General features: G+C 66.7%; 14 protein-coding genes. 12 read left to right on the top strand and 2 right to left on the bottom strand.

Translation table 11 applies throughout. From position 1 onward, the window contains the following. Positions 1-3 precede the first annotated feature (3 nt). The 8 genes from CFB43_RS20560 to CFB43_RS20600 all read left to right on the top strand — a co-directional run bounded on the left by CFB43_RS20560 (position 4) and on the right by CFB43_RS20600 (position 11,347). Positions 4-2,067 (top strand): NADH:flavin oxidoreductase, encoded by a 2,064-nt coding sequence (locus CFB43_RS20560; protein ID WP_021160633.1) that lies wholly within the window; start codon positions 4-6, stop codon positions 2,065-2,067. Between the two features lie 3 nt (positions 2,068-2,070). Further along, positions 2,071-3,996, top strand: coding sequence for a (Fe-S)-binding protein (locus CFB43_RS20565; RefSeq protein ID WP_089496347.1), 1,926 nt, complete (start codon positions 2,071-2,073; stop codon positions 3,994-3,996). 4 nt (positions 3,997-4,000) lie between these two features. Beyond that, complete coding sequence (locus CFB43_RS20570; protein WP_089496348.1) at positions 4,001-5,170, top strand: electron transfer flavoprotein subunit alpha/FixB family protein; 1,170 nt, start codon at positions 4,001-4,003, stop codon at positions 5,168-5,170. Next, complete coding sequence (locus tag CFB43_RS20575; RefSeq protein ID WP_089496349.1) at positions 5,167-5,952, top strand: electron transfer flavoprotein subunit beta/FixA family protein; 786 nt, start codon at positions 5,167-5,169, stop codon at positions 5,950-5,952. Before CFB43_RS20570 ends, CFB43_RS20575 begins: the two co-directional genes overlap by 4 nt. Positions 5,953-6,004: 52 nt before the next feature. Continuing rightward, positions 6,005-7,246, top strand: a complete 1,242-nt coding sequence (locus CFB43_RS20580; RefSeq protein ID WP_089496350.1) for an aromatic ring-hydroxylating oxygenase subunit alpha — start codon at positions 6,005-6,007, stop codon at positions 7,244-7,246. Between the two features lie 113 nt (positions 7,247-7,359). After that, on the top strand, positions 7,360-8,514 hold the full coding sequence (locus tag CFB43_RS20585) for a hybrid-cluster NAD(P)-dependent oxidoreductase (protein WP_089496351.1): 1,155 nt from the start codon (positions 7,360-7,362) through the stop codon (positions 8,512-8,514). A gap of 134 nt (positions 8,515-8,648) precedes the next feature. Next, positions 8,649-9,512, top strand: a complete 864-nt coding sequence (locus CFB43_RS20595) for a glycine betaine ABC transporter substrate-binding protein (RefSeq protein ID WP_089496353.1) — start codon at positions 8,649-8,651, stop codon at positions 9,510-9,512. 179 nt (positions 9,513-9,691) lie between these two features. After that, positions 9,692-11,347 (top strand): APC family permease, encoded by a 1,656-nt coding sequence (locus CFB43_RS20600; protein ID WP_089496354.1) that lies wholly within the window; start codon positions 9,692-9,694, stop codon positions 11,345-11,347. Between the two features lie 161 nt (positions 11,348-11,508). Here CFB43_RS20600 and purU read toward each other — a convergent pair whose 3' ends face one another. Together purU and CFB43_RS20610 are read right to left on the bottom strand one after the other, a co-directional pair. Further along, complete coding sequence (gene purU, locus CFB43_RS20605) at positions 11,509-12,393, bottom strand: formyltetrahydrofolate deformylase (protein WP_089496355.1); 885 nt, start codon at positions 12,391-12,393, stop codon at positions 11,509-11,511. A gap of 169 nt (positions 12,394-12,562) precedes the next feature. Next, on the bottom strand, positions 12,563-13,468 hold the full coding sequence (locus CFB43_RS20610) for a choline sulfate utilization transcriptional regulator (protein ID WP_089496356.1): 906 nt from the start codon (positions 13,466-13,468) through the stop codon (positions 12,563-12,565). A 263-nt stretch (positions 13,469-13,731) separates the two neighbouring features. Here CFB43_RS20610 and betC point away from each other — a divergent pair, with 263 nt between their 5' ends. The 4 genes from betC to cysS all read left to right on the top strand — a co-directional run bounded on the left by betC (position 13,732) and on the right by cysS (position 19,466). Next, on the top strand, positions 13,732-15,267 hold the full coding sequence (betC, locus tag CFB43_RS20620) for a choline-sulfatase (protein ID WP_089496357.1): 1,536 nt from the start codon (positions 13,732-13,734) through the stop codon (positions 15,265-15,267). A 45-nt stretch (positions 15,268-15,312) separates the two neighbouring features. Further along, positions 15,313-16,281 carry a choline ABC transporter substrate-binding protein gene (choX, locus tag CFB43_RS20625; RefSeq protein WP_089496358.1) on the top strand — a complete coding sequence of 323 codons (969 nt, stop codon included), beginning with the start codon at positions 15,313-15,315 and terminating at the stop codon, positions 16,279-16,281. A gap of 259 nt (positions 16,282-16,540) precedes the next feature. Next, entirely contained in the window at positions 16,541-17,680 is a 1,140-nt protein-coding gene (locus tag CFB43_RS20630) for a porin (protein ID WP_089496359.1), read from the top strand. Between the two features lie 373 nt (positions 17,681-18,053). Next, entirely contained in the window at positions 18,054-19,466 is a 1,413-nt protein-coding gene (cysS, locus tag CFB43_RS20635) for a cysteine--tRNA ligase (protein WP_089496360.1), read from the top strand. Positions 19,467-19,562: the final 96 nt, after the last annotated feature.

Genomic DNA, 19,562 nt, shown 5'->3' on the forward strand with positions numbered 1-19,562 from the left:
GCGATGCGTTATCCCCACCTGTTCAAACCCATGCAGCTGAACCAGCTGACGCTGCGCAACCGGATCGTCAGCACCGCGCATGCGGAGGTGTATGCCGAGCCGGGCGGCCTGCCGGGCGACCGCTATATCCGCTATTACGAAGAAAAGGCGAAGGGCGGCGTGGGCCTCGCGATCTGCGGCGGGTCGAGCCCGGTGTCGATCGACAGCCCGCAGGGCTGGTGGAAATCGGTGAACCTGTCGACCGACAAGATCATCGATCCGCTCACGCGCCTCGCCGACACGATGCACAAGCACGGCGCGAAGATCATGATCCAGGCGACGCACATGGGCCGTCGCTCGTCGTTCCACGGCGAGCACTGGCCGCACCTGATGTCGCCGTCGGGCGTGCGCGAACCCGTGCACCGCGGCAACGCGAAGATCATCGAGATCGAGGAAATCCGCCGCATCATCGGCGACTTCGCGGCCGCCGCGAAGCGCGTGAAGGCGGCCGGCATGGACGGCATCGAAATCTCGGCCGCCCACCAGCACCTGATCGACCAGTTCTGGAGCAAGCGCTCGAACCACCGCACCGACGAATGGGGCGGCAGCCTGGAGAACCGGCTGCGCTTCGGCATCGAAGTGCTGACGGCCGTGCGCGAGGCGGTGGGCAAGGATTTCTGCGTCGGCCTGCGGATGTGCGGCGACGAATTCCACGAGGACGGCCTCGATCACGAAGCGCTGAAGGAAATCGCGCAGGCGATGTCGGAGACGGGCCTGATCGACTACCTGAGCGTGGTCGGCTCGGGCGGCGACACGCACAACACGATCGCCAACTGCATGCCGCCGATGGCGCTGCCGCCGGAGCCGTTCGTGCACCTCGCGGCCGGCATCAAGTCGGTCGTGAAGATTCCGGTGATGCACGCGCAGAGCATCCGCGATGCGGGCCAGGCCGAGCGCCTGCTCGCGACCGGCATGATCGACCTGGTCGGCATGACGCGCGCGCAGATCGCCGATCCGCACATGGTGATCAAGATCCGCGACGGCCGCGAGGACGAAATCAAGCAGTGCGTCGGCGCGAACTACTGCATCGACCGCCAGTACAACGGCCTCGACGTGCTGTGCATCCAGAACGCGGCGACGTCGCGCGAAGCGACGATGCCGCACATCATCGAGAAATCTCGCGGCCCGAAGCGCAAGGTCGTGGTGGTCGGCGCGGGCCCCGCGGGGCTCGAGGCCGCGCGCGTCGCGAAGCTGCGCGGCCACGACGTCGTGCTGTTCGAGAAGAATGCCGAAGTGGGCGGCCAGGTGATGATCGCCGCGAAGGCGCCGCAGCGCGAACAGATGTCGGGGATCATCCGCTGGTTCGACATGGAAACGAAGCGCCTGGGCGTCGACCGGCGCCTCGGCGTGGCCGCCGACGAGAAGATGATCATGGCCGAGAAGCCGGACATCGTCGTGCTCGCGACGGGCGGGTCGAGCTTCACGTGGCAGGTGCCGGGCTGGGGCGTGGCCGAGGGGCTGGCCGTCAGCTCGTGGGACATCCTGACCGGCAAGGTCGAGCCGAAGCAGAACGTGCTGCTGTTCGACGGCGTGAGCACGCATGCGGGCGCCGGCGTGGCCGACTTCATGGCGAGCCGCGGCTCGAAGGTCGAGGTCGTCACGCCGGACGTGAAGGTCGCCGACGATTGCGGCGGCACGACGTTCCCGATCTTCTATCGCCGCCTGTATGCATTCGGCGTGATCCCGACGCCGAACACGATGCTCGATCGCGTCTACGAGGAGGACGGCAAGCTGATCGCCGTGCTGCGCAACGAGTACACGGAAGAGCTGGAAGAGCGCGCGGTCGACCAGGTGGTGATCGAGAACGGCTCGTCGCCGAACGACGAGCTGTACTGGAAGCTCAAGCCGGAGTCGGTGAACCGCGGCCAGATCGATCCGCACACGCTGTTCGCGGCCGAGCCGCAGCCGTGCCTGTCGGAAGAACTCGGCAACGGCCGTTTCCTGCTGTTCCGTGTCGGCGATTGCATCTCGATGCACAACGTCCACGGGGCGATCTACGACTCGCTGCGTCTCGTGAAGGATTTCTAAACGATGAACCCGTCCTTCCTCATTACCGCCCTGTTGTGGCTGTCGGTGGCGGGGCTCGCGTTCGCGGTCGCGAAGCGCTCGTCCTACTGGCGTCTCGGCCGGGCCACCGCGCCCGGCTCGTTCGGCGTCGCGAACCTGTTCGCGATCCCGAAGCGCTACTTCGTCGACCTGCACCACGTGGTCGCCCGTGATCCGTACATCGCGAAGACGCACGTCGCGACGGCCGGCGGCGCGATCGGCGCGCTCGCGCTGGTATTCATCAACTACGGCCTCGCGATCTACTCGCCGTGGCTCGACAAGCTGATCTTCCTCGCGGCGCTCGCGATGCTGGTCGGCGCGGTGTTCGTGTGGCGCCGGCGTGCGGCCAAGGACGTGCCGGCCCGCCTGTCGCGCGGCCCGTGGAATACGCTGCCCTGGCTGCTCGGCTCGTTCGCGCTCGGCCTCGTGCTGTTCATGCTGGTGCCGACCGGCGCGATGTCGGGTGCGTTCGCGGTGCTCTGCGCGGTGCTGATCGGTGTCGGTGCATTCACGATGACGGTCGGCGCCGCGAAGGGCGGCCCGATGAAGCACGCGATCGCAGGCCTGCTGCACCTGGCCTTCCACCCGCGCCAGGAGCGCTTCGCGGCCACCCGCGACTCGTTCACGGGCAACGGCACGGCCACGCCGCCGACCGCGCTGAAGCTGCCGGACATCGAGCATCAGGAGTACGGCGTCGCGAAGCCGGTCGAATTCCGCTGGAACCAGCTGCTGAGCTTCGACGCGTGCGTGCAGTGCGGCAAGTGCGAAGCCGCGTGCCCCGCGTTCGCGTCGGGCCAGCCGCTGAACCCGAAGAAGCTGATCCAGGATCTGGTCGTCGGGATGGCGGGCGGCACCGATGCGGCGTACGCAGGCAGCCCGTCGCCGGGCATTCCGGTCGGCCAGCATCGTGGCGAGCCGAACGGCCCGATCGTGTCGGGCCTGATCGAAGAGCAGACGCTGTGGTCGTGCACCACCTGCCGCGCATGCGTGCAGGAATGCCCGATGCTGATCGAGCACGTCGACGCGATCGTCGACATGCGCCGCAACCGCACGCTCGTGCACGGCACGGTGCCGGGCAAGGGCCAGGAAGTGCTCGCGAACCTGCGCGAGACGGGCACGATGGGCGGCTACGACACGGCCGCACGCTACGACTGGTCGGTCGACCTGAGCGCGCCGGTCGCGCAACCCGGCAAACCGGTCGACGTGCTGTTCGTCGCGGGTGAAGGCGCGTTCGACATGCGCTACCAGCGCACGCTGCGCGCATTCGTCAAGGTGCTGAACAAGGCGGGTGTCGACTATGCGGTGCTCGGCGCGACCGAGACCGACACGGGCGACGTCGCCCGCCGGCTCGGCGACGAAGCGACGTTCCAGCAGATGGCGAAGCGCCTGATCGGCACGCTCGGCACGCTGTCGTACAAGCAGATCGTGACGGCCGACCCGCACGTGATGCACAGCCTGCGCAACGAATACCGTGCGCTCGGGTTGCGCGTGACGGTCAAGCACCACACGACTTTCCTCGCGGAGCTGGCCGACAGCGGCAAGATCGCGCCGAAGGCCGTCGAGGCGCTGCAGGACAAGCGCACCACGTATCACGATCCGTGCTACCTCGGCCGCTACAACGGCGAGACGGACGCGCCGCGCAAGCTGCTGAAGACGATCGGCATCCAGGTCGTCGAGATGGAGCGCAACGGCATGCGCGGCCGGTGCTGCGGCGGTGGCGGCGGTGCGCCGCTGACCGACATCCCCGGCAAGCAGCGCATTCCCGACATCCGCATCGCCGACGCTCGCACGATCGGCGCGGACGTGGTCGCGGTTGCCTGCCCGAACTGCACGGCGATGCTCGAAGGCGTCGTGGGCCCGCGCCCCGACGTGCTCGACGTGGCCGAACTCGTTGCCGCCTCGCTGGAGTGAATCGATGAATACGATCAAACGAATCGATCCGCGCCGGCCGTTCATCATCACGGCCGCCGGCCTGAAGCGCATCACGCTCGGCGAGGAAGGCAGCGCCGATGCGAACGCCGTGCACGGGTTCGCGCATGGTCATGGCGCGGCGGCCGCGAAGCCGCGCCGCGCGGTGCAGGATCCGAAGCACGTGATGCTGGTGGTCGCGCACGGTGAACGCGGCGCGCTCGACGATCATTCGCGGCAGGCCATCGCCGCCGCCGCATTGCTCGCCGATGCGCAGACCGAAGTCGCGTTGCTCGCGTTCGGCGAGCTGAAGGACGACGTGGCCGAACTGGGCGTCGACAAGCTGCTGGAACTCGCCGGCTTCGATCGCCGCGCGTTCGACCCTGAAAGCGAATTGCAAGCGCTGCAGGCCTGCGTGGCGGCGCTTGCGCCGAAACACGTGTTCGTGCCGGACAACGCGACGGGCGACGGCGATCTCGGCCGGCGCTACGCGGCGGCCGCCGGCGCGAGCGTCGCGACGCACGTCGTCGAGATCGATGCGAAGCACGTCGGCGCGTATGCGCACGCCGGGCGCGCGTTTGCCACCCGTGCGCTGCCCGACGTGATCCTGCTCGCGCAGAACGCAGTCGACGCAAAGCTGCCGTTCGTCGGTGCGGGCGAACGCGTGGCCGCCGACTTCATCCGCCCGGCACACGACGCCGCGCAGCCGTACCGCGATCTCGGCCTCGACGAAATCGACGCGGCCCAGGTCGCGCTCGAGGAAGCCGATTTCATCGTATCGGCCGGCAACGGCGTGTCCGACATCGGTGCGTTCGAGCGGCTGGCCGGTGCGTTCGGCGCGGCGATCGGCGCGAGCCGCGTCGCGGTCGACAACGGTCACTTCACGCGCGACAAGCAGGTCGGTGCGACCGGCAAGACGGTCGAGGCGAGCGTGTACATCGCGTTCGGCATCTCGGGCGCGGTGCAGCACCTGCAGGGGATCAAGGACTGCCGCCACGTGATCGCGGTGAACCTCGACGGCAGCGCGCCGATCGCGAAGCGCGCGAACCTGACGGTGGTCGGCGACGCGCAGGGCACGATCGCCGCACTGATCGAACAGGTGCAGGCCGCGCGCGCCGCGCGTGGCGAATCGCCGGCTGCGGTCGGCACCCGTGAACCGGAAGGAGTCGCCGCATGAACGCACCCCGTCCCTTGCAACGCATCGCGGTGCTCGTGTCCGTCGGCCGCCATCCGGTCAGCGGCGTCGCGCGCTACAGCCGCAACGACGCGGCCGCGCTCGAAACCGGCCGCCAGCTCGCGGAGCGGCATCGCGCGAAGCTCGACGTGATCCATGCGGGCGACCCCGCGAATGCGGCGCTTGCCGAATATCTCGCGCTCGGCGCCCGGGAGGTCGAGGTGCTGGCCTGCCGCGACGGCGACGACGCCGTGCATGCGCTCGCCGCGCGCGTCGAGGGCTACGACCTCGTGCTGACCGGCACGCGCGCCGAGGGCGCGTACGACACCGGCATGCTGCCGTATCGCATCGCCGCGGCGCTCGGCTATCCGCTGGTCGGCTCGGCCGTCGACGTGACGGTCGAAGGCGGTCGCGTGGCCGTCCGGCAATTTTTGCCGAAGGGGCTGCGGCGGCGCGTCGACGCGGCGCTGCCGGCCGTGATTGCCGTCCATCCGCTCGCCAATGCCGAGCCGCGCTATGCGTATGCGCGGCTGCGCGCCGGCGCGATCCGGCCGGCGCTCGCGGCGCCCGGCGCGGACGCCGACGCGGCCGCGTGGAAGGTCGGCCCGATCGAGCGTAAACCCGTAAAGCTGGTTGCCGCCGAGAAGCGCTCCGGGCATGCCCGGATGCTGTCCGCGACGACGACCGAAAGCCGTGGCGGCAACGTCGTAAATGAAGGGAGTTCGGTCGAAAAAGCACAAGTGATCCTCGCGTATTTGCGCGAGCATCAGCTCATCGACTACTGATTTTGATGCCTGTCGGCAAGAACCCAGGGATGCAAGGAATCCGGAGCAAACGATGAAAGTATCGGCAGACATTCGTGCATTGATCGAGCGGCGCAAGGAAGGGCACAGCCTCGAAGCGCCGTTCTACACGAGCGAGGACATCTTCGCGCTCGACATGGAGGCGATTTTCCGCCAGCACTGGATCCAGGTGGCGGTCGAGCCGGACATTCCGGAGCCGGGCGACTACGTGACCGTGGAACTGGGGAGCGATTCGATCCTGATCGTGCGCGACGACGACATGGCGATCCGCGCGTTCCACAACGTGTGCCGTCACCGCGGCGCGCGCCTGTGCAATGAAGACAAAGGCTCGGTCGGCAACATCGTGTGCCCGTACCACAGCTGGACCTACAACCTGACGGGCCAGCTGATGTTCGCCGAGCACATGGGCGAGAAGTTCGACCGCTGCAAGCACAGCCTGAAGTCGGTGCACGTCGAGAACCTCGCGGGCCTGATCTTCGTCTGCCTCGCCGACGAGCCGCCCGCCGACTTCGCGCAGCTGCGCGCCGAGATGGAGCCGTACCTGCTGCCGCACGATCTGCCGAACACGAAGATCGCCGCGCAGGTCGACATCATCGAGGAAGGCAACTGGAAGCTCACGATGGAGAACAACCGCGAGTGCTATCACTGCGTCGCGAACCATCCGGAGCTCACCATCTCGCTGTACGAATACGGCTTCGGCTACCAGCGCTCCGACGCGAACGCCGAAGGCATGGACGCGTTCGCGGAAACCTGCGTGCGGCGCGGCAAGGAGTGGGCCGAGATGGGCCTGCCGTCCGAAGAGATCGAGAAGCTGCTCGACGTGACGGGCTTCCGCACGCAGCGCCTGCCGCTCGATCGCCACGGCGAATCGCAGACGCTCGATGCGAAGGTCGCGTCGAAGAAGCTGCTCGGCGGCTTCGACAAGGCCGACCTCGGCGGGCTGTCGTTCTGGACGCAGCCGAACTCGTGGCACCACTTCATGAGCGATCACATCGTGACGTTCTCGGTGATCCCGCTGTCGGCCGGCAAGACGCTGGTGCGCACGAAGTGGCTCGTGCACAAGGACGCGAAGGAAGGCATCGACTACGACGTGAAGAACCTCACGGCCGTGTGGAACGCGACCAACGACCAGGATCGCGCGCTCGTCGAATTCTCGCAGCGCGGCGCGACCAGCAGCGCGTACGAGCCGGGCCCGTATTCGCCGTTCACGGAAGGTCTCGTCGAAAAATTCTCGGCCTGGTACATCGGCCGGCTCGCCGAAAAAACCGGCGAATAAGCACCTAGCAGCGAACAAGCGGAGCAACTGATGAAACGACCCCCACGCTCACTGCGTTCCCTGCCCCCCAAGGGGGCGGTCAGCCTCCTTGGGGCGGCCCTGCGGAGGCTGACATGATGCGAGATGCGGCCAACTTCGAGCCGACGGACAGCCGGGTGACGCGCCCGGCGTTCTGGAACGCCCTTCCCGAGCGCTGGACGAGCGACGTCGAGGAAACGCTGGTGTGCTGCCACGTGCGGCAGGAAACGCACGACGTGAAGAGTTTCTTCTTCCGTTCGCCGCAGGGCCGCTCGTTCTCGTTCGAGCCCGGGCAGTTCCTCACGCTCGAGCTCGACATCGACGGCGAAACGATCAACCGCTGCTATACGATCTCGTCGTCGCCCGCGCGGCCGCACACGGTGTCGATCACGGTGAAGCGCGTGCCGGGCGGCAAGGTGTCGAACTGGCTGCACGACAACCTGCAGCCGGGCGCACCGGTGCGCGTGCTCGGCCCGGCCGGCGAATTCACGTGCGCCCGGCATCCGGCGCGCAAGTACCTGTTCCTGTCGGCCGGCTCGGGCGTCACGCCGCTGATGTCGATGAGCCGCGCGCACCATGATCTCGCCGAGGATCGCGACATCCTGTTCGTGCACAGCGCGCGTACGCCGGACGACATCATCTTCGCGCGCGAGCTCGACCTGATCGCGTCGAACCACACGAATTTCCGCACGTCGTTCGTCGTCGAGCGCGTCGGCGCCCGCACCAACTGGCCGGGCGTCACGGGCTTCCTGACGCTGCCGCTGCTGAAGCTGATCGCACCGGACTTCATGGAGCGCGAAATCTTCACGTGCGGCCCCGCGCCGTACATGAAGGCCGTGCGCGACCTGCTCGACGAAGCCGGCTTCGATCGCAAGCAGTATCACGAGGAAAGCTTCTCGTTCGAAACGCTTGCCGAAACCGCAAGCGACGAACTGCTCGCCGATCTCGCGCCACTGGCCGACGGCGTCGACACCGGCACCGACACGAAGCAGTACACGGTCAGCTTCGCGAAGAGCAATCGCGAGATTTCGTGCGGCTCGGAGCAGCACGTGCTGGATGCCGCGCGCCAGTCGGGCGTGCGGCTGCCGGCCTCGTGCACGCAGGGCATGTGCGGTACCTGCAAGGTGAAGCTCGTGTCGGGGCAGGTTGAAATGAAGCACAACGGCGGTATCCGCCAGCGCGAGATCGACCAGGGGATGGTGCTGCTGTGCTGCAGCAAGCCGCTGTCGGATCTCGTGATCGACAAGTAGTCGCAACACGCCATCGGCTGTCCGGGCGCGTCGCGTCCGGACAAGCATCCGTCGGAAAACAACGATACCGCGGATTTGTGGTTGAAGAACCTAGAGAGGCAACGCGCACGGTGCGCATATCAAGGAGATCGACCATGCAGCTGTTCGGAAAATTGTTGTGGACCGGCGCACTGTCGGCCATGGTGGCGCTGAGCGCGTCCGCACTTGCCGATACGAAGCCCACGCTGAAGATCGGTTACGTCGAAGGCTGGGACGACAGCGTGGCGACGTCGAACGTCGCGGCGCGCGTGATCGAGAAGAAGCTCGGCTACGAAGTGAAGCTCGTGCCGGTCGCGGCCGGGATCATGTGGCAGGGCGTCGCGCGCGGCGATCTCGATGCGACGCTGTCCGCGTGGCTGCCGGTCACGCACGGCTCGTACTGGGATGAATACAAGGCCAAGGTCGTCGACCTCGGCGCGAATTTCCCGGATGCAAAGATCGGCCTGATCGTGCCCGCCTACGTGAAGGCGAAGAGCATCGACGACCTGAACGCGGAGAAGGGCAGCTTCGGCGGCCGGATCGTCGGCATCGACGCCGGTGCCGGCGTGATGCGCAAGACCGACGACGCGATCAAGAGCTACGGGCTGAACTACACGCTGATGCCGAGCTCGGGCAGCGCGATGACGGCCGAGCTGTCGCGCTCGGTCAATGCGAGCAAGCCGGTCATCGTGACGGGCTGGGCGCCGCACTGGATGTTCGCGAAGTGGAAGCTGCGCTTCCTCGAGGATCCGAAGAAGGTGTTCGGCGGCGCGGAGCACGTCGACAGCGTCGTGAATCCGGGGCTCGAAACGAAGGCGAAGCCGGTGGTCGCGTTCCTGAAGAAATTCCAGTGGAAGCCGGGTGAAATCGACAGCGTGATGCTCGCGATCCAGAACGGCTCGAAGCCGGAAGCGGCCGCCGACGCGTGGATTGCGGCCCATGCCGACCGCGTGAACACGTGGACGGAAGGCGCACAGTAAGGCCGCGGCGATTCGCCGCAATAACAAGATGAAGAGACAGTCCGGGAAAGGTCGAAAGGAATGCGAAATAATCGCACTGCGACGCGACCTTATCCCGGAATTATTTTTTTGATTCTGCAGAAAAGAGCGTAAGTTGTTACACTAGCGCCCTTGTGCGGAGTCATCACAGGAGGAATTGGATGAGTCAAGCAGGACTGCGTGCGAACCGCACCAGTGATGTTGAGGCAACCATCTCACATGATTCGCCGGGCCACACGCTGCATCGTGGCCTGACTTGGAAAGACGCTTTTTGGGTAACGAGCGGCGTGCCGGCAGGCGTGCTGTTCACGATCGGCGGCGTATGCGCGACGATCGGCCAGCCCGCGTGGGCGATCTGGATCGCCGCGATCACGATGGGGCTGGTTCAAAGCGCGACTTATGCGGAAATATCGGGGCTATTTCCCCATAAATCGGGCGGCGCGTCCGTGTATGGCGCGATCGGCTGGGTCCGTTACAGCAAGCTGATTGCCCCGGTTTCCGTGTGGTGCAACTGGCTCGCGTGGTCGCCGATGCTCGCGCTCGGCTGCGGCCTCGCGGCGAGCTATGCGCTCACGAGTCTCTTTCCCGCCGACGCGGCGGTGCTGCACTGGCAGCTCAAGGTTGCGGATCTCGGGTTCATCAAGCCGGGTCTGTCCCTGCGGATCAATGCGACGTTCATCATCGCGACGATCCTGCTTCTCATCACGTTCAAGCTTCAGCACAGCGGTGCATCGAAGGCTGCGCGCACGCAGCGCATTCTCGGCATCGCATCGCTCACGCCGCTGTTGATCGTCGGCATCGTGCCGTTCGTCACGGGCGACGTGCCGATGTCGAACCTGCTCCCGCTGCTGCCGCTCGGTCACGACGCGCATGGCAATCTCACGGCCACGACGTTCGGCTCGTGGAACGGGCAAGGCGTCACGATGGCGCTCGGTGCGATGTTCATGGCCGGCTGGGCGTCGTACGGCTTCGAGACGGCCGTCTGCTACACGCGTGAATTCCGTGACCCGCGTCGCGATACCGCCAAGGCGATCTTCTGGTCGGGCGCACTGTGCCTCGTCGTGATGACGCTCGTGCCGATGGCGTTCCAGGGCGCGCTCGGTACGCAGGCGATGCTCGATCCGTCGATCGGCGACGGCACCGGCGTCGCGGCTGCGATGGCGAAGATCGTGGGCGGCGGCGCATGGGTCGCGAATGCGGTCGTCGTGATGCTGATGCTGTCGATCCTGCTGATCGTGATGACGTCGATGATGGGCTCGTCGCGCACGCTGTACCAGGCATCGGTCGACGGCTGGCTGCCGAAGTACCTGTCGCACGTGAACGAGCACGGCTCGCCCACGCGCGCGATGTGGACCGATCTCGGCTTCAACCTCGTGTTGCTGATGATGTCGGACTACATGACGGTGCTGTCGATCTCGAACGTCTGCTACATGCTGTTCGTATTCCTGAATCTTCAGTCGGGCTGGATCCACCGGATGGATCGCGGCAACTGGGATCGGCCGTTCCGCTGCCCGACGTGGCTGCTCGTCGGCGGTGCGATCTGCGGGTATGCGAACCTGGTGTATGTCGGCGCGGGTGCGAACCTGCAGGGCGAGGGCACGCTGCGCAACGGGCTGATCGCGATGCTGCTGATCGTGCCGGTGTTCCTGTTCCGCCACTACTGGCAGGATCGCGGCCGGTTCCCCGCGCAGATGCAGCGCGACATGGAACTCGAAGTGCCGAAGCGCGCGATGTGGCTGAATCTGATGCCTTACGTTGCGCTGGTTGGCGCGGGGCTCACGATCTGGTTGTCGTATTACTTTGCCTGGGTGAAGTGACGCGATAGCGCATGCGCTGCGGCGCGCGGCAGCTCCGGAAACCGCACACGGAGCGTCGCGTGGCGCATCGCGCGCAACGCGACGACAAAAAAGGCTCGGCCGGTACCTACCGGTCGAGCCTTTCTCGTTTCTGCCGCGTGTCGAACGCGACGCCTTTTCGCTTACGAAAACACCACCGTCCGATCCCCGTTCAGGAACACGCGCCGCTCGATGAACGCCTTCACCGCGCGTGCGAGCGTGAGCGATTCGACATCGCGCCCGACCGCGAGCAGCTGCTCCGGCCGCAGTGCATGATCGACGCGCTCGACGACCTGCTCGATGATCGGGCCTTCGTCGAGATCGTCGGTGACGAAGTGCGCGGTCGCGCCGATCAGCTTCACGCCGCGCGCATGCGCCTGGTGATACGGCTTCGCGCCCTTGAAGCCGGGCAGGAACGAATGATGGATGTTGATCGCGCGGTTCGCGAGCTTCGCGCTCGTCTCCTGCGACAGCACCTGCATGTAGCGCGCGAGGATCACGAGTTCGGCGCCGCTCGTCTCGAAGAAGTCGAGCCACTGCGCTTCCTGCTGCGCCTTCGTCTCGGCCGTGATCGGGAAGTGGCGGAACGGCAGCCCGTGCTGCGCGGCGAGCGGTTCGAAATCCGGATGGTTCGACACGATGCCGACGATGTCCATCTTCAGCTCGCCCATCCGCCAGCGGAACAGCAGGTCCGCGAGGCAGTGCTCGAGCTTCGACACCATGATCAGCACCTTGGGCCGCGCGTTCACGTCGTGGATCGCCCATTGCATGTCGCCCTGCTGGCCGCCGAGCCCGGCTGCGATTGGTGCGAATTCGTGGCGCAGCGCATCGATCTGCAGCGTTTCATCCGTCGGATGAAAGACGCAGCGCACGAAGAAGCGGTTGCTGAGATCGTCGTCGAACACGTTCAGCGCATCGACATAGCAGCGATGGCGATCGAGAAAGCCGACGACGGCGGCGACCTGGCCGGCCGCGCTCGGGCACGACAGTGTCAGGACGAATTGATCGGGGCGGTGCTCGGCGGTCATGAGACTCCTCGGATGGCATGGGCGCACGGCCGTGCGGCGGCGCACGAAGGCGCCGCGCCGCGCGGGTAGCGGGAGGCTCAAGTAAATCAGGACGATTTCGAGGCGGATAGAACCAACGCGCCGTGTGGCTGGTATCGGCGCGCCAGCACGCGGGGGCGCGGTGCGCCCGTCACGCGCTCGCGCACGCGTCGAGCAGCCAGCGCCGGAACACGTGGGTCGCGTCCGGCTCGGGCCGCTGCGGCGGCCGCACCAGGAAGTAGCCGCGCGACGTGACGACCGGCGCGTCGACGGGCTTTACGAGCTGCCCCGACGCGACGAGTTCGTCCACGAGCGGCGACCAGCCGAGCGCGACGCCTTCGCCGAGCAGTGCCGCATGGATCACGAGCGCGTAGCTGTTGAAGGTCACGCCGCGCGCGGCGGCGGCCGTATCGAGGCCGTGCGCGTCGAACCAGCCGGACCACGACAGCCAGCGCTCGGGGCGCGTCGGCTGCACGTGCAGCAGCGGCAGGGCCAGCAAGTGCTCGGCCCGCGCGACGTGCGGGTGCGCGTCGCGGAACGCGGGCGAGCAGACGGGTGTGACCGATTCCGGAAAGAGTCGCGCGGCGGTGCACGACGGCCAGTGGCCGTCGCCGAACAGGATCGCGATGTCGCCATGGTCGCGCTGCGCGTCGTAATCCTGTGACGTGACGACGCGCACGTCGACATCCGGCATCACGCGCTTCAGCCCGGCCAGGCGCGGCATCAGCCAGTAGGTCGCGAAGCCGAAGTCGGTGACGATCGTGAGCGCACCGTGCTCGCGGCGCGCACGCAGGGTCGCGGTCGCGCCGCGCAGCGTGTCGAGGCTCAGCCGCACGGCTTCGTACAGGCACTCGCCGTCGGCCGTCAGCGTGACGCCGCGCGGGCTGCGCTCGAACAGCGGCACGCCCAGTTCGGCCTCGAGCTGGAACACCTGCTGGCTCACGGCCGGCTGGGTGGAGCCGAGCTCGCGCGCGGCGGCCGTGAAGCTCGCGAGCCGGGCGGCCGATTCGAACGCGCGCAGCGCCTGCATCGACGGTAACGGTTCGGATTTCGACATAAGTCTCTCTAATGGCCCCATAAGGGCCGGACACCTACCCGCGCGAATTCGGGTGGGGGATAGTGCTTCGGACGGTGCGGTACCTGCGTTTCGCGGCCTGCTTCAAAGCCCGCTTCACGGGCACCGCGCCACGCATTCCGCGATTCTAGCCAGCGCGGCCCGCCCGTGCGGCACTTTCGCCGAGCCGCCTCCGCCATGCCGGACGTCCCGCTGCGCGAGCGGCGCGCCGCTCCATTCGAACACCGTTTTCCCCACGACAGCCGATGACGAACCCGACACCCAACATCCTGATCCTGATGGCCGACCAGCTCACGCCGTTCGCGCTGCCGGCCTATGGCAATCGCGTCGCGCGCACGCCGACGCTGGACCGTCTCGCCGCGCAAGGCGTGGTGTTCGACGCCGCGTACTGCGCGAGCCCGCTGTGCGCGCCGTCGCGTTTCTCGCTGCTGACGGGCAAGCTGCCGTCGGGGATCGGCGCCTACGATAACGCCGCCGAATTGCCGGCGCAAACGCTGACCTTCGCGCACTACCTGCGCGCGGGCGGTTACCGGACGATGCTGTCCGGCAAGATGCATTTCTGCGGGCCCGACCAGCTGCACGGCTTCGAGGAGCGCCTCACGACCGACATCTATCCGGCCGATTTCGGCTGGGTGCCCGACTGGGACAGCCCGACCGAGCGGCCGAGCTGGTATCACAACATGAGTTCGGTGCTGGAGGCCGGCCCGTGCGTGCGCACGAACCAGCTCGATTTCGACGACGAGGTGACGTTCGCGGCGAAGCAGAAGCTGTACGACGTCGCGCGCGAGCGCGCGGCCGGGCACGATGCACGGCCGTTCTGCATGGTCGTGTCGCTGACCCATCCGCACGACCCGTATGCGATCACGCGCGACTACTGGGATCTGTACAGCGACGAAGAAATCGACATGCCGGCCGTGCGGCTCGACGCGGCGGAAAGCGACCCGCATTCGCAGCGGCTGCGCTTCGTCTGCGAGAACGACCGTACGCCGCCCACCGATGCGCAGATCCGCGCCGCGCGCCGCGCTTACTACGGCGCGACGTCCTATGTCGACACGCAGTTCGGCAGCGTGCTGGCCGCGCTCGAACAGTGCGGATTCGCCGACGATACGATCGTGATCGTCACGTCCGACCATGGCGACATGCTCGGCGAACGCGGGCTTTGGTACAAGATGACGTTCTTCGAAGGCGGCTGCCGCGTGCCGTTGATCGTGCATGCGCCGGGCCGCTTCGACGCCGCGCGCGTGCGCGGGCCCGTGTCGCACGTCGACCTGCTGCCGACGCTCGTCGACCTCGCCGGCGCGGCACTGGCCGGCGGCTGGCCCGACCCGGTCGACGGCGCGAGCCTGGTGCCGCACCTGCACGGCACGCCGGCGCACGACGTCGCGCTCGGCGAATACCTGGCGGAAGGCGCGGTCGCGCCGGTCGTGATGATCCGCAGCGGCGACTGGAAGTACGTGCATTGCCCGCTCGATCCCGACCAGCTGTACAACCTGTCGGACGACCCGCGCGAGCTGACGAACCTGGCCGGCACGCCGGAAGCGGCCGACGTGCTTGCCGCGTTCCGCGCGCAGGCCGCGCAGCGCTGGAACCTGCCCGAGCTGGACCGGCAGGTGCGCGCGAGCCAGCGCCGCCGGCGCTTCCATTACGCGGCCACGACGCAGGGCCGCATTCAGGCGTGGGACTGGCAGCCGTTCACCGACGCGAGCCAGCGCTACATGCGCAATCACATCGAGCTCGACACGCTCGAGGCAATGGCGCGGTTTCCGCGAGTCGGGCGCTGAGCGTACCGCATCGCGATCATTGAAGAACGACGGAGGAAGCGAACCATGAAACGGCAACGCAATGCAGCAATCCGAAGGATCGGCGCGGCGCTCGCCGCCGCCGCGTGCCTGATGACGACGCAAGCCGCGCATGCGGCCGACCCGCAGTCGTGCGGCGACGTGAAGATGGCGGCGCCCGGCTGGACCGACATCGACGCGACGAACGCGATGGCGGGCGTCGTGCTGAAGGCGCTCGGCTACCGGCAGGACGTGGCGAACCTGTCGGTGCCGATCACGTACCAGGGGCTCAAGAAAGGGCAGGTCGACGTGTTCCTCGGCAACTGGATGCCCGCGCAGGCGCCGCTCGTGAAGCCGTTCGTCGACGAGAAATCGATCGACGTGCTGCACGCGAACCTGAGCGGCGCGAAGTTCACGCTCGCGGTGCCCGATTACGTGGCGGCTGCCGGCGTGCATACGTTCGCCGATCTCGCGCGCTACGCGGACCGCTTCGGCGGCAAGATCTACGGGATCGAGCCCGGCGCGCCCGCGAACCAGAACATCAAGCGGATGCTGTCCGACCATGCACTCGGCGCGGCGAACTGGTCGCTCGTTGAATCGAGCGAGACGGGCATGCTCACGCAGGTCGAGCGCGCGGTGCGCGACAAGCGCTGGATCGTGTTTCTCGCATGGGAGCCGCATCTGATGAACACGAAGTTCCATCTGACGTATCTGTCGGGCGGCGATGCGTACTTCGGTCCGAACTACGGCGGCGCGACGGTCAACACGGTCACGCGTGCCGGGTTCGCCGGCCAGTGCGCGAACCTCGCGCGGCTGTTCCGGCAGATGACGTTCTCGGTCGACGTCGAGAACCGGATGATCGCCGACATGCTCGACCACAAGACGTCGCCCGTGCTCGCGGCGCAGCATGCGCTGAAGGCCGACCCGGCGCTGGTCGCCGGCTGGCTCGACGGCGTGACGACGGCGGCCGGCGCACCGGGCCTGCCGGCCGTGCGCGCGGCCCTCGACGGTCGCTGATTCCCTCCCTTCCGGCGGCCGGTTTTTGCCGTGCCGCCTGTCTACGTGTTTTCCCGATCCGTCGCATCGTGACCATTTAGTGTCGCCTTCAGACGGGTGACCCGAAATATGGGTTTGTATTTTTCGCCAATGGCTGCGTTATTGCGGAAAACGAAATACCAAAGCCAGCGGGCGTACCGAATTCGAATCCACCGGCGCATCGCGGCACGCGCCGGGACGAGATTCTATCCATCGAACGGTTCAGGGAGGGTGGTCGACAATGAAGCAAAAGAAAGTTGCCGTAGCCGCCGCGCTTGCATGCGCGGCCTGTATTCCCGCCATCGGGCATGCGCAAAGCAGCGTGACGCTGTACGGGATTCTCGACGCGGGCATCACGTACGTGAACAACACGGGCGGTTCGCACGTGGTCAAGTTCGATGACGGCGTCGCCTACGGAAACCGCTTCGGCCTCAAGGGCACCGAAGACCTGGGTGGCGGCCTGAAGGCCGTGTTCACCCTCGAGAGCGGCTTCCACCTCGGCAACGGGCAACTCGGCTTCGGCGGCGCGGAGTTCGGCCGCCAGGCGTATGTCGGCCTGCAGAACGACTGGGGCACGCTGTCGTTCGGCAACCAGCTCGACATCACGAACGAGCTCGTATCGATCTACAACATCTCCGCGTGGGGCAGCGGCTATGCGATCCACCAGGGCGACTTCGACCGCTTCAACGGCGACCGCCTGCCGAACTCGGTGAAGTTCCTGTCGAACGACCTGAGCGGCTTCAAGTTCGGCGCGATGTACTCGTTCGGCAACGTCGCAGGCAACTTCCATCGCAACAGCGCCTGGAGCGCGGGCGCGAGCTTCACGAAGGGCGACTTCTCGATCGGCGCCGCGTATACGCGCCTGAACAACCCGAACGGCATCTATGCGTTCGACCCGTACGCGATGATCGGCACGCACACGTTCCTCGGCCAGCAGACCGTCACCGTCGATCCGGCGACCGGTGCCCGCACCGACCTGTTCGCGAACACCGCGATGGACGTCGACAGCCAGGGCACGTTCGGCATCGGCACCAGCTACACGATCGGCAAGCTGACGCTCGACGCCAACTACTCGTACACGACGATCAAGGGCTTCGGCCAGTCGTCGCACATGCAGGTGTACGAAGGCGGCGGCCTGTACCAGTTCACGCCGGCGCTGAGCCTCATCGCGGGCTACCAGCACACGCGCTTCGAAGGCCACCACTGGAACCAGGGCACGGCCGGCCTGCACTACCTGCTGTCGAAGCGCACCGACATCTACATCTCCGGCGATTACCTGCGCGCGTCGCAAGGCGTCGATGCGGTGATCGGCTACAGCTTCACGCCGTCGACGACGCAGACGCAGGCCGACGTGCGGATCGGGATGCGGCATTCGTTCTGAGCGGGATGGGGTGGGGCAGCGACGTCTTCAGCGAGCGGTCTCTCTTTGGCGCGAACCTCGGTTCGCGCTTTTTTTTGCCGGCGTGAGCGGGCACGAAAGCCGTCCGTCCCGTGCCGGCAGCCTGGCCCCCACCGGGGGAGCAGCGCTCAGATGGTATTGACCATTGCCGTCTATAGGCGCTAGCATCGTCCGCATGCTGAATCGCGCCATTTCCCCCTCCTCGTTCATCGGTGCATGTTGTCAGAACATGCCAGGGGGAAGTTGCGTCTAGCGAATTCGCTAAACATTCAAGCAATCGCCTTCCGGCCGCCTGTGATGCAAGACAGGCGGCCTTTTTGTTTTTGGGCCGACACTTTCCAGACGGAGAAACTCGATGCCGCTTGCGCTGTATGACACCTGGTCGCGTACCGTGCGCTCCTTCACGCCTATCCGGGCCGGGCAGGTCGGCATGTATTGCTGCGGCCCGACGGTCTACGACGATGCCCACATCGGCAACCTGAGAACCTACGTGTTCGAGGACCTCCTGCGCCGCGTACTGGAGCGCAACGGCTACGCGGTCCGGCACGTCGTCAATATCACCGACGTCGGCCACCTGACGTCGGATGCGGACGAAGGCGAAGACAAGATGGAGAAGGGCAGCCGTCGGACCGGCGAATCGGCATGGGCCATCGCGCGGCGCTACACCGACGCGTTCGTCCGGGACTGGCACGCGCTCAACCTGCTCGAGCCGACGGTGTGGTGCCGCGCCACCGATCACATCGCCGAACAGATCGCGTTCATCGATACGCTCGACCGGGCCGGCTACGTCTATCGGACGGACGACGGCCTCTACTTCGACACCAGTCGGCAGGACGACTACGGGTATCTCGCGCGGCTGGACCGCGCGGGGTTGCAGGCGGGCAAGCGGGTGGCATTGGGCGGAAAGCGAAGCATCACGGATTTTGCGTTGTGGAAGTTCAGCCCGGCCGGCGTCAAGCGGCAAATGGAATGGGACAGCCCGTGGGGGCGCGGCTTTCCGGGCTGGCATATCGAATGCTCGGCGATGTCGGCGAAGTATCTTGGGACGTTGTTCGATATCCATTGCGGCGGCGAGGATCATATCGCCGTGCATCACAGCAACGAGATCGCGCAGACGCGGGCGGCCCACGGCACGCAGCTCGCGAACTACTGGATGCACGGGCACTTCCTGACGCTCGACGCCGATACGAAGATGTCGAAGTCGAGCGGCGACTTCGTTCGTCTGCAGACCTTGCAGAGCCGCGGTGTCGATCCGCTCGCGTACCGCTACCTGTGCCTGACGGCCCATTATCGAAGCAAGCTGCATTTCACGTGGGCGTCGCTCGACGCGGCGCACACCGCGCTGAATCGACTGCGGCACCTCCATGCCGGCTGGCCGGACGGCGGCCGCGTCGATGCGGATTTCGCCGCGCGCTTCGATGCCGAAGTGAACGAGGACCTGAACCTGCCGAGGGCGCTCGCGGTGCTGTGGGATCTGGTCAGGAGCAACCTGCCGCCTACCACCCTGAAAGCGACCGTCGACAGCTTCGACGCGGTTCTGGGCCTCGGGTTGCGCGAATGGCGGCCGGTTGCGTTCGACGTTCCGGAACATGTCCGCGGGTTGCTCGGTGAGCGCGAGCGCGCGAGGGCGGACAAGGACTGGGCGCAAGCCGACCGGATTCGGGCAGCGTTGAGCGCCGAGGGCTGGAGAGTCGAGGACACGCCGGAAGGGCAACGTCTGTTCGGCATCGCGATGGGTTCGAGCGATACGGGTGGCCTGCCGCGGTAAAGCGCGCGGGCCGCCTTCATCGGAAGATCCTGTAGCCCGGCATCGACCCGGCGGCCGCGATCAGCGTGGCCGCCGGAATCGTCGGCACCCACACCT

It is taken from the genome of Burkholderia sp. AU15512 (assembly GCF_002223325.1).
In the GTDB taxonomy this organism is placed as follows: domain Bacteria; phylum Pseudomonadota; class Gammaproteobacteria; order Burkholderiales; family Burkholderiaceae; genus Burkholderia.

Coding starts and splice junctions, on each gene's coding strand:
- CFB43_RS20575 (WP_089496349.1), top strand. CDS start 5,167: ATGAACGCACCCCGTCCCTTGCAACGCATCGCGGTGCTCGTGTCCGTC.
- CFB43_RS20560 (WP_021160633.1), top strand. CDS start 4: ATGCGTTATCCCCACCTGTTCAAACCCATGCAGCTGAACCAGCTGACG.
- CFB43_RS20585 (WP_089496351.1), top strand. CDS start 7,360: ATGATGCGAGATGCGGCCAACTTCGAGCCGACGGACAGCCGGGTGACG.
- CFB43_RS20570 (WP_089496348.1), top strand. CDS start 4,001: ATGAATACGATCAAACGAATCGATCCGCGCCGGCCGTTCATCATCACG.
- CFB43_RS20630 (WP_089496359.1), top strand. CDS start 16,541: ATGAAGCAAAAGAAAGTTGCCGTAGCCGCCGCGCTTGCATGCGCGGCC.
- purU (WP_089496355.1), bottom strand. CDS start 12,393: ATGACCGCCGAGCACCGCCCCGATCAATTCGTCCTGACACTGTCGTGC.
- CFB43_RS20580 (WP_089496350.1), top strand. CDS start 6,005: ATGAAAGTATCGGCAGACATTCGTGCATTGATCGAGCGGCGCAAGGAA.
- cysS (WP_089496360.1), top strand. CDS start 18,054: ATGCCGCTTGCGCTGTATGACACCTGGTCGCGTACCGTGCGCTCCTTC.
- CFB43_RS20600 (WP_089496354.1), top strand. CDS start 9,692: ATGAGTCAAGCAGGACTGCGTGCGAACCGCACCAGTGATGTTGAGGCA.
- CFB43_RS20565 (WP_089496347.1), top strand. CDS start 2,071: ATGAACCCGTCCTTCCTCATTACCGCCCTGTTGTGGCTGTCGGTGGCG.
- CFB43_RS20595 (WP_089496353.1), top strand. CDS start 8,649: ATGCAGCTGTTCGGAAAATTGTTGTGGACCGGCGCACTGTCGGCCATG.
- choX (WP_089496358.1), top strand. CDS start 15,313: ATGAAACGGCAACGCAATGCAGCAATCCGAAGGATCGGCGCGGCGCTC.
- CFB43_RS20610 (WP_089496356.1), bottom strand. CDS start 13,468: ATGTCGAAATCCGAACCGTTACCGTCGATGCAGGCGCTGCGCGCGTTC.
- betC (WP_089496357.1), top strand. CDS start 13,732: ATGACGAACCCGACACCCAACATCCTGATCCTGATGGCCGACCAGCTC.